The sequence below is a fragment of the Verminephrobacter aporrectodeae subsp. tuberculatae genome (assembly GCF_026127385.1).
Lineage (GTDB): Bacteria > Pseudomonadota > Gammaproteobacteria > Burkholderiales > Burkholderiaceae_C > Acidovorax > Acidovorax aporrectodeae.
Genome location: NZ_QZCX01000002.1, coordinates 1,399,765 through 1,413,781, shown reverse-complemented (window position 1 = coordinate 1,413,781; position 14,017 = coordinate 1,399,765). Strand labels below are relative to the sequence as shown.

Below are 14,017 nucleotides of genomic sequence, written 5' to 3'. Positions count from 1 at the left end.
ATACGGAACAGATTTTGGCTTCGTATTGGCAGTCACATTCATGTCGTTTGTACTGTCGATGTAACTATTTGGCCTCTGCGAAACGAGACAAGCAACTTGTCCACTGTACCCGCGCCATGCCGACACCCTCCGACGTTCCAAAGCCGGATTACGAGGGGAAGGATGCTCTACCCCGTAGCAATCGATGCAACCCCGTATCCGTGCCCGGTTTGCAGGCCCTCACCCGGCTCGTGCGCGCCACGATGATGCGCCGTGTTTTCTTCGACGCGTTAGTGGCGTCGGTTCGCGCAGGTTCAGGGCCATGGACGACCCGGCTTGGTCGATGGACCCGGAGCTGTTGAATCTGATGTAAAGAGTCAACAATCGTTGTTTCAATTATTGGTAGTTGAACATTTTTCGTCAGCTAGCAATCCATTGACGCACCGATGCCGGGGTTGCGGGTTTTCCGCATCTCGTTATACACAAGCCCCCTCGCATGAGCTATGCTACTCATTTCATAGCGAAAGCATACAATGAACTGGACAGTCACGGAATTCAAGAGCATGAACCTGGGGGACCCCAGGCGCAAAGAGCGTGCGATCCGCCTGATCGAGAGCTTGAGTGCCAAGCCCACAGCCAGCATTCCCCAAGCCTGCGGCGATTGGGCCGACACCATCGGGGCCTACCGCTTCTTTGGCAATGAGGCGGTTCAGTGGGAAGACATCCTGGCGCCGCACATCGAAAACTCGGTGGCCCGCATGGCGGCGCACGAGCATGTTTTGTGCATCCAGGACACCACCGAATTGAACTTCAATGGGCAAGAGGCCAAGGGGTTGGGGCCACTGAGCTACGAGGCCCAGCGCGGCATGTACCTGCACCCCACGTACGCCATCTCCACCTCGCGCGAGCCGCTGGGTGTGCTCGATGCGTGGATGTGGGCACGACAGCCGCGCCACAGCGATGGTAGCCGTCCTGGCGTCAGCGAAAGCCTGCGCTGGATCGAGGGCTACGAACGACTGGCCGAGATGGCCCCGCAGTTGCCCAATACACGACTGGTCTACGTGGCCGACCGCGAGGCTGACATCATGGCCCTGATGGTGCGAGCACGTGACTTGGGCAATCCAGTGGACTGGTTGCTGCGCAGCAAACACAACCGGGTTCTCGAAGAAGAAGACGACAAACAGTGGAACCGGGTGACGGCGGGCGAGTCGCAGGGAGAGATTCGTTTCACACTTGCCTCGCGCCAGGGGTCGCGCCCTCGTGAAGTGGTACAGCAAGTGTGGGCGCAAGCGCTGAAGTTGCCCGATGGCCACGGCGGGTTTGTGCAGGCCACATGCATCGTTGCCCGGGAAGAGGCGCTGGCGAATGGCGAAAAGCCCATCGAATGGAGATTGCTGACGAACTTGCCCGTGGAGACCCTGGAGCAGGCCGCCCGGATGATCGACTGGTACCGGGCGCGCTGGGAGATCGAAATGTTCTTCCATGTGCTCAAGAACGGTTGCCGGATCGAAGCCTTGCAGTTGGGCAGTGTCAGCAAGATAGAACGCGCGGTGGTGCTGTACATGGTGGTGGCGTGGCGCATTGCCCGGCTGATGCGGCTGGGGCGTAGCTGCCCGCAACTGGATGCGCAGCTGATGTTCGAGCCCGACGAATGGAAAGCGGCGTACATCCTGAACAAGCAAGAGTTGCCCAAGGAACCGCCCACGCTCAACGAGGTGGTGCGGCTGATTGCCAGACTGGGGGGCTTTCTTGCGCGAAAGTGCGATGGTGAGCCCGGAGTCAAGACCATCTGGTTGGGAATGCAACGCATTCTTGACTTTGCCGCTGGCATCAGGTTCTGTCGCGAGCTTCAGGTTCAGGAGACTTGTGTATAACGAAATGGGTTTTCCGGTGGACCCTATTGCGTAGCCGAATCGGTGCAACTCGTATCCGCGCTTGGTTTGCAGGCCCTCACCCGGCCCGTGCGCGCCACGACGATGCGCCGTGTTTCTTCCGACGCGTTGGCGGCGTCGGTTCGCGCAATCGACAGGTTCAGGGCCACGGGCGACCCGGTCTGGTCAATGGTGTACCCGGAGCCGTTGAATTCGATATAGGGGGTCGAACCCGCAGCAATGCCAGTGCCCGTGATATTGAAATAAGCTTTTATCGCTTCCTGCGTCTGCACCGTGGTGTCCGTACCATTTGTGTATGTATTGTCACGGTTGGTGTCGACATAAATGATCCAGCCACTTGTCCAGAGCGTTGCACGCGGCCTCACAAAGGCATTTCTACCAGTCTTCATGGCCTCGCTCTTGGCCGCATTGATGGCCGTCAGGAGCGAGTTCGTGATCGATGTCAGCTCGGAGTTGCGCTGATATTGAACAAAGCTTGGCGCAGCCAGTGTCATCAGCACCGCGGCAAGCGCAATGGTGATCATCAGTTCGATGAGCGTGAAACCGCCATTGCGGCCGCTCGGGTCGGTACGTTTGTGCATCATGGCCAACAGAGTCTGGACGTGGTACCCGTGCAGTCTTTTGCCCCGGTACTGGTCATGCGCAGGTCTCCGCCAGCGGGATCCGGGCGGATCGGGGTCGCGACCGCCTGCACACAATCTGCGATGGACGGTGCCGTCGCAGCACTGGCCGCCGGGCAGGCTTGCGCGCTCAGAATGTAGTGCGAGTTCGCCAATGCATCACCGGAAAAGATTTTGAATGGCACGGTCGTCGCTGCGGTCACTCCACATTCAGCAGACGCAGTGACGGTGGCCGCACCTGTCGTTTGGTTGGTGCTGAAGGCAAGATAACAGTTTCTCTGGGTCATATAGCGCTCCTGTTGCTGCAATAGCTGTACCACGGCGGTCCGGCCCTGGGCCCGGCGCCCTTTCAGGACCGAGTCCGTGTACGCGGGATACGCTATGGCAGCGAGTATCCCGACGACCGCCACCACGATCATGAGTTCGATCAGTGTGAACCCGCAAGAAGATTCTCGGGTGGCCCGCAGAGGGTGTTTTTGATTCATTTCTTCGTTTCTTGGTAGTTGAATATTTCTCGCCAACTCAGCCGGCCGATCACCTCGGTGAGCTTGACAGATGGAGCACTGGTGTCGATACCACCCTGCATTTGCGTGAAACGATGCAAGGTCGTCGTGCGAATGCGCCGGCCCGTGCTGTCACTGTCCGTCACCGTGACATCACTGTCGCTGGACTGCAGGACCGGCGGGCCCAGCAGTCCCAGATTGGAAGGCACATAGCTTCCAGCTCCCTTGCCGATATTCAGAAAATACTGATTTCCGCCGCCTGATCCGGCGGAACAGGATGCGGTGGATGCAGCACCCGCACCGGGGGGTATCTTCGTATGGATGGTAGCCGACAGGGCGCCCATATTCAGAGCCGCTTGGTCAACGCGTTCACCGGAGGACAAATCAAAGTACCAACCCGCGCGTGGACTGCTGACCCCGTCGGCATCGACACGGGGACGCCCCCACTGGAAGTCCGCGACAGCCACGGTCTTGCTCGTCGCATCCACCACCCCTTTCTGAAGGCGTTTGCGCCCCGTGATCACACTCAGCCCGGAGGTCGAGTCTGCCGTCGTGGAGCCGTTGTCATAAATGGCGTAGATGGTCTGTGTGGGCGTTTGACCATTGTCCGACGGTTCCATGTACTTTCCGGTACCAAACACCACGTAGAACGACCCCTTCCCTTCAACGATGGGGCCGGCAAAGGGGGTCGGTGCGGCAAAAATGGGTTGCACCTGGGGTGTGGCGTCGTCAGTGCGCGCGATGTACAGCGGATACGCGGTCGGACTATCCTGTGTGCCCTTGTTGAAGAACGACAGTTTGTCCATGTTCCAGTCCGCCACCGGCTTGTCCGCAAACTGAAGTCTCCAGAGTGCGCCATGGAGATCACCCATGTAGATGTCGGTCATTTCGCCTTGTGCTCCGTACAAGGCGCTGAAATTCGCCAGGCCTGTGGCGTTGGTGGCATTCGGAGCAGTGTCGATGGGTACCGACACTTTGAAATAGTTTGTTCCCAGCGTCCAGGCTTCCATTCCCGGTTTGTCGAGCGCCAGCAAAAATAGCGCAGGCTTGCCCGTGCTGCTGAACTTGCCGTCGCCGTCGGGTACATAGTTGTTCACGCCGCTAGCCACCACAGCAAACCAACGATAGCTTGCGCTGGCGGTGGCCGTAGCGTTTCCGGTCTTGATTTTCATGACCTTTGGCGTTCCCACCACCTGACCAATGTCCGGGTCATTGGCGCGCGTAAATTCCCACATGACTTTGCTCGCGTCGAACTTGTCCGGTTCCGTCACGTCGAGTGCAAACACGCCGGAGCCACCACCGCCCGTCCCGGAGACCAGCACCGTCTTCCAGTCGGTATCTTGACCGGTATTCGCTACCTGGGTTTCCGCAACCACCGAGGGGGCGTCCACGTAGTTTTGATGATTGTTGACAAAGTCAGGGACTGTCAGAGCGGACAGATTGCGTCCCAGCCAACTGGGGATGTACGCAAACAATTCGTCTCCGGTTCTTGCATTGAAGGCATGGAGCATGCCATCGTTGGCGCCGGCAAACACGGCGGGGGTGCGTGCGTCGTATTTCTTGCGAAAAGCCACGTACCCATCACCACCAAAGGCCTTGGATGGCGCGCCGGAATACGAGACATTGGAGTTCACGATGTCCCCCAGCAGGGAGTCGCGCTTCCTGAACGGGTTGCCCTCTTTGCTGCGCTCACCGCGCAGGTACGCGAGTCGGTCCTTGGCCTTTCCATCCGCAGCAGCCGACGATTTCACCTTGTCCAGATGCTCTTTCAAGGCCCTGTCGATTTTGTCCCACGTAAATTCGGTCGCCACGGGATAGGGATTGGATGTGCTGCTTCTTGACTGACCCACAAAGATCTTTCGCGTATCAGCCGGCGATGACATGGTGTCCAACTGATGCGCGGCACTCCAGCGGGGGGGGCCCAGCACGAGCGCATTCGCATGGCTCGCATCCTGGGTGATCGGCTTGGCGATGACGTCACCGCTCCAATTGCTGGTGGAGAACTTGGCCGCATACGACTCCGTGCCCTGGGTGATCTTGCTGCCCGTGCTCAGACCGCCACCAGCCACACTGTGCATGCTGCTCGATGTCCGGCTGAAGATGTCATTGAACGCCGAGAGGACATCCCGCGCGGGCGATGGTTTGCTTGTGTTGAAAAAATAGTAGGTGTCGGCCTCACCCGGTTCATTGGATTTTTCCCAGACCTTGTTGTTGTCAGCGCCGGTCTGGTCCTTGAAGGGATTGCCCTGGGTGTTATAGGGCTTTCCGGCGGAATTGGCAGGATCCGTTTCAAATCCGCCATATTTTGCAGCCAAGAAAAACTGATTTCTGGTACGGCGTTGTGCGTCATTATTTTGACGACCAGCCTCATTCACGTCGAAGGTAAATGTCTTGACCCGCAGGCCTGGACGCTGCATATCGACTTTGTTCGTCCAGTCAGTGCCTCGGATATCATGCGTTCTGGCCCAGTACGCAGCACCCACGATCAAACCCGTGGTACCACCTGGTGAATTGGGATTTGCACTGTTTGGATTGGAAATTCTCTGCCTTGTGCCCTGTCCATCGAAATAATTGACAGTTTCTCTCTTATTCTCGAAATTCCGAACGATATCACGCCATTCACGGATGTCCGGAATATTGTTTTGAATATCTACGGTGGGCATTCTATCGCTATCATGGGTGCCAACGTCTCCAATTACAACGATATTGCTCTTGACGCACGAGTAATCGCTTCCATTCGTGCGTCCATTGCCATACGGGTCATCCCATTTCTTGAAATAAGGGAATCCGTCTGCCATTGTGGAGTCGATGGGTTCTTTGATTGCATTGGGGCTTGGCTGAAGTCCCTGAAGATACCTCAGTGCCTCGTAATAAAGCTCTCCGACAGGGTCGAAAACTTTGTACACGCCGGGTACGATGCCGGAGCGGCCAAACTTGTTCAGATAGTTGATGATTCCACTGTTTTGATAATTATTATTCCTGTCGGGGTTCTCGATAAACACGCCGGTTTGGGCATTCCATTCGGTATTCGGATTATTTCCGGATGCAGAATTTTCGTAACCTCTGATATCATAGGTCTTGCTACCAACATATTTCATCGGAGCGCGCAGGACGCCACCATATCGACTATTATTATCCAGAAGATAACCAAATGCTGCGAAGCGCATTTTTTCGCTGTATTTCTGGATGACACCCGTTGGTTTGTAATTTCCATTGGGATATTTTTCACAGAAGTCATAGTTGCGGGAATCCTGAAGCTTGCCTGAAGAATCAACGTCGCATACCCGCACGCGTGCGTAAAAATAGCCATCGGAATTCAAACTCATGGCGTTCGTTGGTTCCGGAGATACCGGGCGCCTTCCCCAGGGGCCATTGTGCTGAGTAATGAAGCATTTCCTGAGTGTCCCTGGACGCCTGTTGGCGGACCCGGGACCAGGTTTTACCATTACATCTTCCGTGCAGTCGACGCCATTGTGTGCGTAGACAGAAAACCATTGGTTTGCTACTCCAAACATGACTTCCCTGTTTCCAGAGAAATCGCAGACTCCGCCTTCGTTAGCGCATTCTATCCAGGAAGGACCTTGAGTAACAGAACGAGGCTGAATCACCTGGTTCCAGACAGTGTTGACACGGGTGGTATTGGTTTTTGCCCCCAGTTTATAACTCGACGTATCGTTGCACCACCCTCCTCTGGTCCTTCCGAAATAAATACGGTTGAGCATATTGGCGACATAGATGTCATTGCCATTCGCAGCCGTAATCATGATTGCGGGGACTGCACCGAAATAGGTGCCGACACCACCGCCATCTTTTTTGAGTTGTTTTGACGGAAAGTAATCCAGGTTATTCCACATGCAATCGCGATTACCGTTCGGTAATACGGCGCGTTGCAGAATGGTCAAGTCTTTCGTGTCGATATAGCGATCCCCCCCCGAAAGCGCCAATCGATGCATGTCAATGGCAGAACCGGATGCCCAGTTCAAAAAATTTCCACTGAATGCATCGGTACATTTTCTTCCATCTGCATTGCCAACCTTGTCAAAGCGTTTGTAATCCGCTTTGCTCTGTGATGCAGTGGGCCTTTCTTGCGGATCGTCGATGTACTTGTAGCAACTCTCTGCATCGTAATAACCAAGGTATTCTTTATCTGTCGTATACGAGTCATCATCATCATCTTCGCTTCCCAGGATGTTGTATTGAGCCCCTACCGTTGGAAATTCCACGGACAGTGCGAGCGTCATGGTCGGTTTGTCTACCGTAGACGTGGCATACAAGGGGGCGCTGGCCAAGGCGATCTTTTGAATCGTGGGCGGCGCTTCGCTGCCGATGGCCAGCCAAGAAACGGCAATGGACATGGGCAGCACAACAGCCCAAGCCAACCAAGCCATAAGGCTTTTCGGGTGCCGCTTGTGCAGCTCTGGCACGTCTCTACGCACGGTGGATGCAGGCATATGAAGTCCTCTCGGAAATTTTAATTACGGTAAATCATCTGAAGCACAACCTGTGTGTCGCCCTTGGGACCAAAACCCATGGCGGTTATGCGGTACAGGAATTTTTTCTTTGCGGGGGTGTCGATCATTGTACTTTCTTCATCGGGAATGGGTTCAATCACATAGCGCGGGGGTTTTACCGGCTGTATGCCCGTTGCGCCCGCCGGGAAGTTTCGACCTGTGAATTTTCCAAATTCCACCGTTCTTGCATCGGTGCCGGTTTTTTCGAAGTTGACGGCCAGCCAGGCCGGTTTTTCTTCCTTGGGGTTCAGACTGCATAGTCCAATGCTTGTTCCCGTGGAGCCGCAACCGGAGACGAATTGGCTCAAATCGACGTCGCCCTGCTTGAAGACCGCGTTTCTCTTGTTGGTGGAACTGGCTGGCTGACCTTCGATATCCATCTCCGCATCGACCAGCGCCGCCTCTGCCGCTTGCCAGGCGATCTGCAGGTCCCTGTCATTGCGGGTACCGCGCTCCGCCATCATGGCAATCCGTGCGCCGGCAATCCCCAGCAGCGAAACCACGATCAGTATCAACATGACGATGATCAGTGACAAACCGCGCTCTGACCTGAGCTTTCTTGCGCTCGCGGAAGATGCGGGCCACAGCCCCGGCTTATAAATCGCCATATCAGCCATATCAGTCGCCCTGGGAGTTGCGCAAATGCACGGTGAAAGTTATCGCTTGGCGCAAACGGCCATCGGCTACGGGGGTGTATACGGTGCCTGGATCATTGGCGTTGTCTGCAAAGGCGGAACCCTTGGCTCCACCCGCCGAGCCCTTTGAAATTCCGAGCGGATAAAAGGTCTGGCTGCTCTGGTCGATTGCCGATCCGGGGGAGGCCCGAAGCACGACGCCGACGCGGATGCTGCGCACCCGACGCCAGTTTGCATACGTGGCTTGGTCATTACCAGACACCGTCAACTGGTCTGCACGCAAATAGCGCTCTGGCACCGAGTCTGCGGTACTTGCTGAAGGGACTGCCGTGTTGCCCGGAGCAATACCGTCGACTCCGTACAGCAGTTGCAAGTTTTCCACCCCCGAGAGCAGTGGCTGGGTATCGTAAGCGGTACTTCCGGTACCCAGTCGGGTGCACATGAGGGCTGGTTCTCCGTCGCTCCCGACCCCCACATGAAAAATACTCAGCAATTTGTCGCCCGCTGCCGTCGGTGCGGCTGTCGCCGCGACGCCGGCGCAGTCGATCATCGTCCTGTCGGACACCGCTGCATCGGCAGTCCTGGAACTGCTTTGGTAGCGAAGCACCAGAATGTCGCTGCCATAACCAACTTCGCCTGCCGTGCGTGCAGTCCCTTGATTCCATGCATTGCCCGAAGCCCGCGAACTGTTGTTCAGACCAAAGACGTCGGGCGCCAGCAGTGCGCCGGCGTTCGATTTTTGTGCCATTTCCGAGATGAACCGCAGGTCCCTGTAGCCTGCCTGCGCCACGAGCCGCTGGACGATGCTGCGCAGGAATCTGCCGTTGTCCTGCAATTGCGATCCGGCATCGACCGCAGTGAAACCCTGGCGTGCAACCAGCAGAGCGGCAGTGGCAGCCAGTGTGATCAACAGGCCAAGCGCCATGGCCACCAGCAGTTCGATCAGGGTCATGCCTGCCGCTGCCTGCCGATGGCCCGAGGAGAGGGAGGTCGGTTGCAGCGTCATGGGGTGGTCCCGCCAGTGACCGGAAAAATGACCGAGGGGCGGACGTCGGCTCTTTCCAGGGCGGCATCGCCGGTTGCACTTTTGTCGGTGCTTGCTCGGGTCCAGCCGATCTTGATGAACACAATTCCCTGCGTGGCAGTAGCCGAGCAGTTCCACTGAGCAAGGCCGCTCTGGGCGTCATAGGGCGCGTCGTCAAAGCAGATGCGGACCCTGGCGCCAGGCAATTCTGCGGCGACGCGGGCGAGCCAGTCGGTCATTGCTGCGCGTGCCACGTCGGTTGTGGATGTGCAGCCCGTGGCGGCGCTGGAAACGCTGAGGCAGTAGTTCGGGGACGCCATCGTCGTCGACGCGACCAAGTAGGGGTTATCTGCAATATTGGGTTTGACGGCGATGGCCTTGTTGCTGCGCATCATTTCCGCGAGTTCCACCGCGAGCCCAACGGCCTGGGCCTGCAGGCGTGCGTCGCGGGTGGCCTGGATGGAGAATGCCTGCATTCCTACGGCGCCCAGCAGTCCGAAGGTCAATATGACGATGGCCACGAGCACTTCGATCAGGCCAAAGCCTTTCGGCGCGCGCCTTGGGAACGCCCGGTATCCCGGGTTTCGGCGGGGGGGACAGGCTCGGTTTGTCATACGGGTTGATTTTTTGTGCCAAGGTGATGGATGGGGTTAATTGATTGTAAACTTTGTGCCTGTGAATCGGCACCTACCGTTCATGCACCCGGTTTGACCGCCGATCGCCGGCGTCAGGTTTCTTTGTTAGGCTTCTTGGTTCTATGTCGGACTCGGACTGCATTGCCCAAGCGCTGGAACTGGCCGCTGAGGGCCTGTACCGCACGTCGCCCAATCCGCGCGTCGGTTGTGTGATTGCCGATTCCGGCGGGCTTGTTCTCGGGCGCGGATCGACCCAGCGTGCAGGGGGCGCGCACGCCGAAATCATGGCCCTGCGCAATGCGGCGGAATGCGGGCACTGTGTCGTTGGTGCAACGGCCTACGTCACGCTCGAGCCCTGTGCGCACCACGGGCGCACGGGGCCCTGCTGCGATGCGCTGGTGGACGCGGGAATCGCCCGGGTCGTGGCGTCCATTGCCGATCCGAACCCTTTGGTCGCCGGACAGGGGTTTGCGCGTTTGCGCGCCGCTGGCGTGCTGGTCGAGGTCGGATCTGGCGCGCAGGCCGCGCGCGCGCTGAACATGGGGTTTTTCAGCCGCATGCTGCGCAAGACGCCCTGGGTGCGCATGAAGGTGGCGGCGTCGCTGGACGGGGTGACGGCGCTGCACAGCGGTGTCAGCCAATGGCTGACGGGGCCTGCCGCACGCGCCGACGGGCATGCCTGGCGGGCCCGGGCCTGCGCGGTGTTGACCGGTATCGGGACGGTGCTGGCCGATGACCCCCGGCTGGACGTGCGCGCGGTGCCAACGGATCGGCAGCCTGCGCTGGTGCTGGTCGACAGTGCCTTGCAGGTGCCGCTCGATGCGGCTCTTTTCGGCGCCGAGCGCGCCGTCCATATCTACGCCGCCGTCGCGCCTGACGCCAAAAGGCGCGCGCTCGAGGAGCGCGGCGCGACGGTGAGCCTGCTGCCGGACGTGCGGGGCAAGGTGGACCTGGTGGCCATGGTGCGCGACCTCGGACGCCGGGAGATCAACGAGTTGCACGTCGAGGCGGGGTACCAGCTCAATGGCTCGCTGCTGCACGCGGGATGCGTGGATGAACTGCTGCTGTACCTGGCCCCCCGGCTGGTCGGTGAGGGCTTTGGCATGGCGCAGCTTGCGCCCCTGGCCGCGTTATCGCAGGCGCAGACGCTGGCTTTTCATTCGCTGGACCGCGTGGGGGACGATGTGCGCATCCTCGCGCGTCTGCAGGGGCGGGATCACTTCTGAGCGCTTGCCGCGGACGCGGGGCTCACGGTTTCTTCGTATAGCCCAGGCAGGCGCCCGCGTTCGGGCGCCCCTGGCATTCCCGGTAGAGGCGCCGGTCCCGCTGCGCGCTGCTCTCTTCGGACGGACTGCGCTGGTGTTTGATTTTCGCGGATGGCTTTTTCGCCTGGGTCGGCCCGCCGGGTGCGGACGGGTCCGCTCTCTTGCTGCGCGCCTGCGCGTCTTGCGAGGCGGCTGCAGCGGCCAGTGCCATTGCCGCGGCCAGCAACAGGGGGGTCAGCCGCGACCGTGTGAGCGCGCAGGGGCTTGCGCGCGAGGAGAGGGAAGCGAAAGAGGCTGGCATGGCAGTGTGCATGGGTGTGCGTGGAGGGCGAAGGGTGGGCTCTGTCGGCGCGTCTCGTCTGGTGCAGGGGAGTTCAGGCCGTGCCACCCACCGTCAAGCCTTCGATGCGCAGGGTGGGCTGCCCCACACCGACGGGAACGCTCTGGCCTTCCTTGCCACAGGTGCCGACGCCGCTGTCCAGGCGCATGTCGTTGCCGATCATGCTGACCTTCTTGAGCGCTTCGGGCCCGCTGCCGATGATGCTCGCACCCTTCACGGGGTACTCGATCTTGCCGTTCTCCACCCAATAGGCCTCGCTCGCCGAGAACACGAACTTGCCCGAGGTGATGTCGACCTGCCCGCCGCCGAAGTTGCTCGCGTACAGCCCCTTTTTGATGCTGGCGATGATCTCCGCCGGATCTCTGTCGCCCCCGCGCATATAGGTGTTGGTCATGCGCGGCATGGGGATATGCGCGTAGCTTTCGCGCCGGCCGTTGCCCGTGGGCGCCACGCCCATGAGGCGGGCGTTGAGTGTGTCCTGGAGGTAGCCCTTGAGGATGCCGTCCTCGATCAGCACATTGCTCTGGCTTGCATGGCCCTCGTCGTCGATATTCAGCGAGCCGCGGCGCTCGGCGATGCTGCCGTCGTCCAGAACCGTGACGCCCCGGGCCGCCACACGCTGACCGACCCGACCGCTGAAGGCGCTCGACCCCTTGCGGTTGAAATCCCCCTCCAGGCCATGGCCTATGGCCTCGTGCAGCAAAATGCCAGGCCAGCCGGGGCCGAGCACCACGGTCATCTCGCCTGCCGGGGCGGGGCGCGCCTGCAGATTCGTCAGCGCGGCCTGCACCGCATCATCGACGTAGCGGTCAATCTGCGCGTCGTCGAAACAGCTCAGATCGAAGCGTCCGCCACCGCCCGCAAAACCCTGCTCGCGGCGCCCGCCCTGCTCGGCGATGACCGTCACCGACAGGCGCACCAGCGGACGCACGTCCGCGGCCAGCGTGCCATCGGCCCGGGCAACCAGCACCACGTCGTACTCGCTGGCCAGGCCCGCCATGACCTGCGTCACGCGCGGATCCTTGGCGCGTGCGCGCCGCTCCAGCTTCTCGAGCAGCGCCACCTTGGCCGTGCTGTCGAGCGAGGCGATCGGATCGACGCCCGGATAGAGGCTGCGGCCCGCAGCCAGCTTGGGGCGCGCCACCCGCACCCGGCCGGCCTGCGCTGCCGCGCAGATGGAGCGCACGGTGCGCGCGGCGTCGAGCAGCGCCGCCTCGCAGATGTCGTCGGAATAGGCAAACGCCGTTTTCTCGCCGCTTACCGCGCGCACCCCCACCCCCTGCTCGATGCTGAAAGAGCCCGTCTTGACGATTCCCTCTTCCAGGCCCCAGCCCTCGCTGCGCGTGTACTGAAAGTACAGGTCGGCGTCGTCCACCTGGTGGGCGCGGATCTCGGCCAGCGCGCGGGCCAGATGGCCTTCGTCCAGACCAAAGGGAGTCAGCAGCAGTTCGCGGGCAATATCGATGCGCTGGCGGGTGGCTGCGCGCCGGGGCGTGGCGTGGGGGGGGTGGAGAGTCATCGGGGGATTTTAGAACCTGTCTGCCCTGCGGCGCGCGCTGGTGCACGGGCGCAGCCGCCCTACCCTCCCGCTCAACACAGCACGCCGATAAAGCGCGGGGCTGTCTCCTGGCCAAACTCGGTGCAGGCCCGCTGCATCACCTGGGCCGCGGCATGGGTCAGCCCCTGCGCCTGGGCGTTGCGGCACAGGGTCACGGCGATCGCGGGCAGCGGTGGGAGCGGGGCCAACTCGACGAATTCCCCGCGGTCCAGGTAGTCGCTGACGAACAGGCCCGGGATCGCCGCGATTCCGTAGCCGTCCCTGACCAGGCGCACGATGGCGGCGACCGAGGGCGAGCAGGTGATCCGCGTCTGCGCCACCGGGACGCCCTCGCGCCCGGCGAGCTGCGCGACGACCTCTTCCAACGCGCGCTGCGGCACCGTTGCACGCGCGAAGCTCAGGATCGGGTGTTGCAGGACCTGCCTGGCCAATTGCTGCGGACGCGGTGGCAACAGGTCCCTGTGCGCAATCCACTGCACCGGGCAGATCGCCAACGCGGTCGAGACGATCTGCGGGCGATCGATCCCTTCCACACGCACGACCAGGTCCAGTTCGTCGCTCAGCAGGCGCTTTTGCAAGACGCTGCTCGTGTCCACCATGAGCTCGATCTCCACCTGCGGGTATTGCGCGCTCAGCAGCCCGACGAAACGCGACAACCAGCTGTGCACCACCGTTTCGATCACCCCCAGGCGCAGTCGGCCCTGGACCGGATTCTCCTTGTGCGCGGCGGCCCGCATGCTGCGCGCGGCGGCGACGACGGCCTTGGCGTGGCCGAGCAGGTATTCGCCGTTCGGTGTCAGGCGAAATTCTCTGCCGCTGCGATCGACCAACTCCGTTCCCAGCCCTTCCTCCAGGCTCCGGATGCGCAGCGAGATGGCCGCGGGTGTGGCGTGCAGGGCACGCGCAGTGGCGCGAAAGCTCTTGAGCTGCGCCAGCGTGACGAGGGTCTCGAGAAAGCGGATGTTCATTGCAGCGGACCGGTCGTTAACAAATCCTATACAGCAAGGGCCATAAAAAGTAGCTGGCGTCCATTTTTTCTTGCCCCTATCTTGCAG

At 60.3% G+C, this 14,017-nt stretch carries 11 protein-coding genes; 2 read left to right on the top strand and 9 right to left on the bottom strand.

What is annotated here, in order from left to right:
- The first annotated feature begins 512 nt into the window (after positions 1-512).
- Positions 513-1,853 (top strand): IS4 family transposase, encoded by a 1,341-nt coding sequence (locus D5041_RS14560; protein WP_265258124.1) that lies wholly within the window; start codon positions 513-515, stop codon positions 1,851-1,853.
- Positions 1,854-1,876: 23 nt separating this feature from the next.
- Here D5041_RS14560 and D5041_RS14555 read toward each other — a convergent pair whose 3' ends face one another.
- Genes D5041_RS14555 through pilV form a run of 6 tightly spaced genes read right to left on the bottom strand, consistent with a single transcriptional unit; the run spans position 1,877 to position 9,778 of the window.
- Complete coding sequence (locus D5041_RS14555) at positions 1,877-2,455, bottom strand: GspH/FimT family pseudopilin (protein WP_265285010.1); 579 nt, start codon at positions 2,453-2,455, stop codon at positions 1,877-1,879.
- Complete coding sequence (locus D5041_RS14550) at positions 2,452-2,976, bottom strand: type IV pilin protein (protein ID WP_265285009.1); 525 nt, start codon at positions 2,974-2,976, stop codon at positions 2,452-2,454. The genes D5041_RS14555 and D5041_RS14550 overlap by 4 nt, the downstream gene beginning before the upstream one ends.
- Positions 2,973-7,445 (bottom strand): pilus assembly protein, encoded by a 4,473-nt coding sequence (locus D5041_RS14545; RefSeq protein WP_265285008.1) that lies wholly within the window; start codon positions 7,443-7,445, stop codon positions 2,973-2,975. Before D5041_RS14545 ends, D5041_RS14550 begins: the two co-directional genes overlap by 4 nt.
- A gap of 20 nt (positions 7,446-7,465) precedes the next feature.
- Positions 7,466-8,122, bottom strand: a complete 657-nt coding sequence (locus D5041_RS14540) for a pilus assembly PilX family protein (RefSeq protein WP_265285007.1) — start codon at positions 8,120-8,122, stop codon at positions 7,466-7,468.
- 1 nt (position 8,123) lies between these two features.
- A complete protein-coding gene (locus tag D5041_RS14535) occupies positions 8,124-9,146 on the bottom strand; it encodes a PilW family protein (RefSeq protein ID WP_010103787.1) in 1,023 nt (340 codons plus the stop codon).
- A complete protein-coding gene (gene pilV, locus D5041_RS14530) occupies positions 9,143-9,778 on the bottom strand; it encodes a type IV pilus modification protein PilV (protein WP_265285006.1) in 636 nt (211 codons plus the stop codon). The genes D5041_RS14535 and pilV overlap by 4 nt, the downstream gene beginning before the upstream one ends.
- A 143-nt stretch (positions 9,779-9,921) precedes the next feature.
- On the opposite strand from pilV, the gene ribD reads away from it, so the two are divergent.
- Positions 9,922-11,025 (top strand): bifunctional diaminohydroxyphosphoribosylaminopyrimidine deaminase/5-amino-6-(5-phosphoribosylamino)uracil reductase RibD, encoded by a 1,104-nt coding sequence (ribD, locus tag D5041_RS14525; protein WP_010103783.1) that lies wholly within the window; start codon positions 9,922-9,924, stop codon positions 11,023-11,025.
- Between the two features lie 22 nt (positions 11,026-11,047).
- Here the strand turns inward: ribD and D5041_RS14520 are convergent, their stop codons facing one another.
- The 3 genes from D5041_RS14520 to D5041_RS14510 form a co-directional block, all read right to left on the bottom strand.
- Positions 11,048-11,365: a hypothetical protein gene (locus tag D5041_RS14520; protein WP_081479780.1), complete on the bottom strand. Its 318-nt coding sequence runs from the start codon at positions 11,363-11,365 to the stop codon at positions 11,048-11,050.
- A gap of 73 nt (positions 11,366-11,438) precedes the next feature.
- Positions 11,439-12,923: a metalloprotease TldD gene (gene tldD, locus D5041_RS14515; protein ID WP_265281028.1), complete on the bottom strand. Its 1,485-nt coding sequence runs from the start codon at positions 12,921-12,923 to the stop codon at positions 11,439-11,441.
- A 71-nt stretch (positions 12,924-12,994) separates the two neighbouring features.
- A complete protein-coding gene (locus D5041_RS14510; protein ID WP_265285005.1) occupies positions 12,995-13,930 on the bottom strand; it encodes a LysR family transcriptional regulator in 936 nt (311 codons plus the stop codon).
- Between the last annotated feature and the right edge of the window lie 87 nt (positions 13,931-14,017).

Bases quoted from the DNA above. Each gene is read 5' to 3' on its own strand.
- D5041_RS14560 (WP_265258124.1), top strand. From the start codon at position 513: ATGAACTGGACAGTCACGGAATTCAAGAGCATGAACCTGGGGGACCCC.
- D5041_RS14510 (WP_265285005.1), bottom strand. From the start codon at position 13,930: ATGAACATCCGCTTTCTCGAGACCCTCGTCACGCTGGCGCAGCTCAAG.
- D5041_RS14535 (WP_010103787.1), bottom strand. From the start codon at position 9,146: ATGACGCTGCAACCGACCTCCCTCTCCTCGGGCCATCGGCAGGCAGCG.
- D5041_RS14550 (WP_265285009.1), bottom strand. From the start codon at position 2,976: ATGAATCAAAAACACCCTCTGCGGGCCACCCGAGAATCTTCTTGCGGG.
- D5041_RS14520 (WP_081479780.1), bottom strand. From the start codon at position 11,365: ATGCCAGCCTCTTTCGCTTCCCTCTCCTCGCGCGCAAGCCCCTGCGCG.
- D5041_RS14540 (WP_265285007.1), bottom strand. From the start codon at position 8,122: ATGGCTGATATGGCGATTTATAAGCCGGGGCTGTGGCCCGCATCTTCC.
- D5041_RS14555 (WP_265285010.1), bottom strand. From the start codon at position 2,455: ATGATGCACAAACGTACCGACCCGAGCGGCCGCAATGGCGGTTTCACG.
- ribD (WP_010103783.1), top strand. From the start codon at position 9,922: ATGTCGGACTCGGACTGCATTGCCCAAGCGCTGGAACTGGCCGCTGAG.
- tldD (WP_265281028.1), bottom strand. From the start codon at position 12,923: ATGACTCTCCACCCCCCCCACGCCACGCCCCGGCGCGCAGCCACCCGC.
- pilV (WP_265285006.1), bottom strand. From the start codon at position 9,778: ATGACAAACCGAGCCTGTCCCCCCCGCCGAAACCCGGGATACCGGGCG.
- D5041_RS14545 (WP_265285008.1), bottom strand. From the start codon at position 7,445: ATGCCTGCATCCACCGTGCGTAGAGACGTGCCAGAGCTGCACAAGCGG.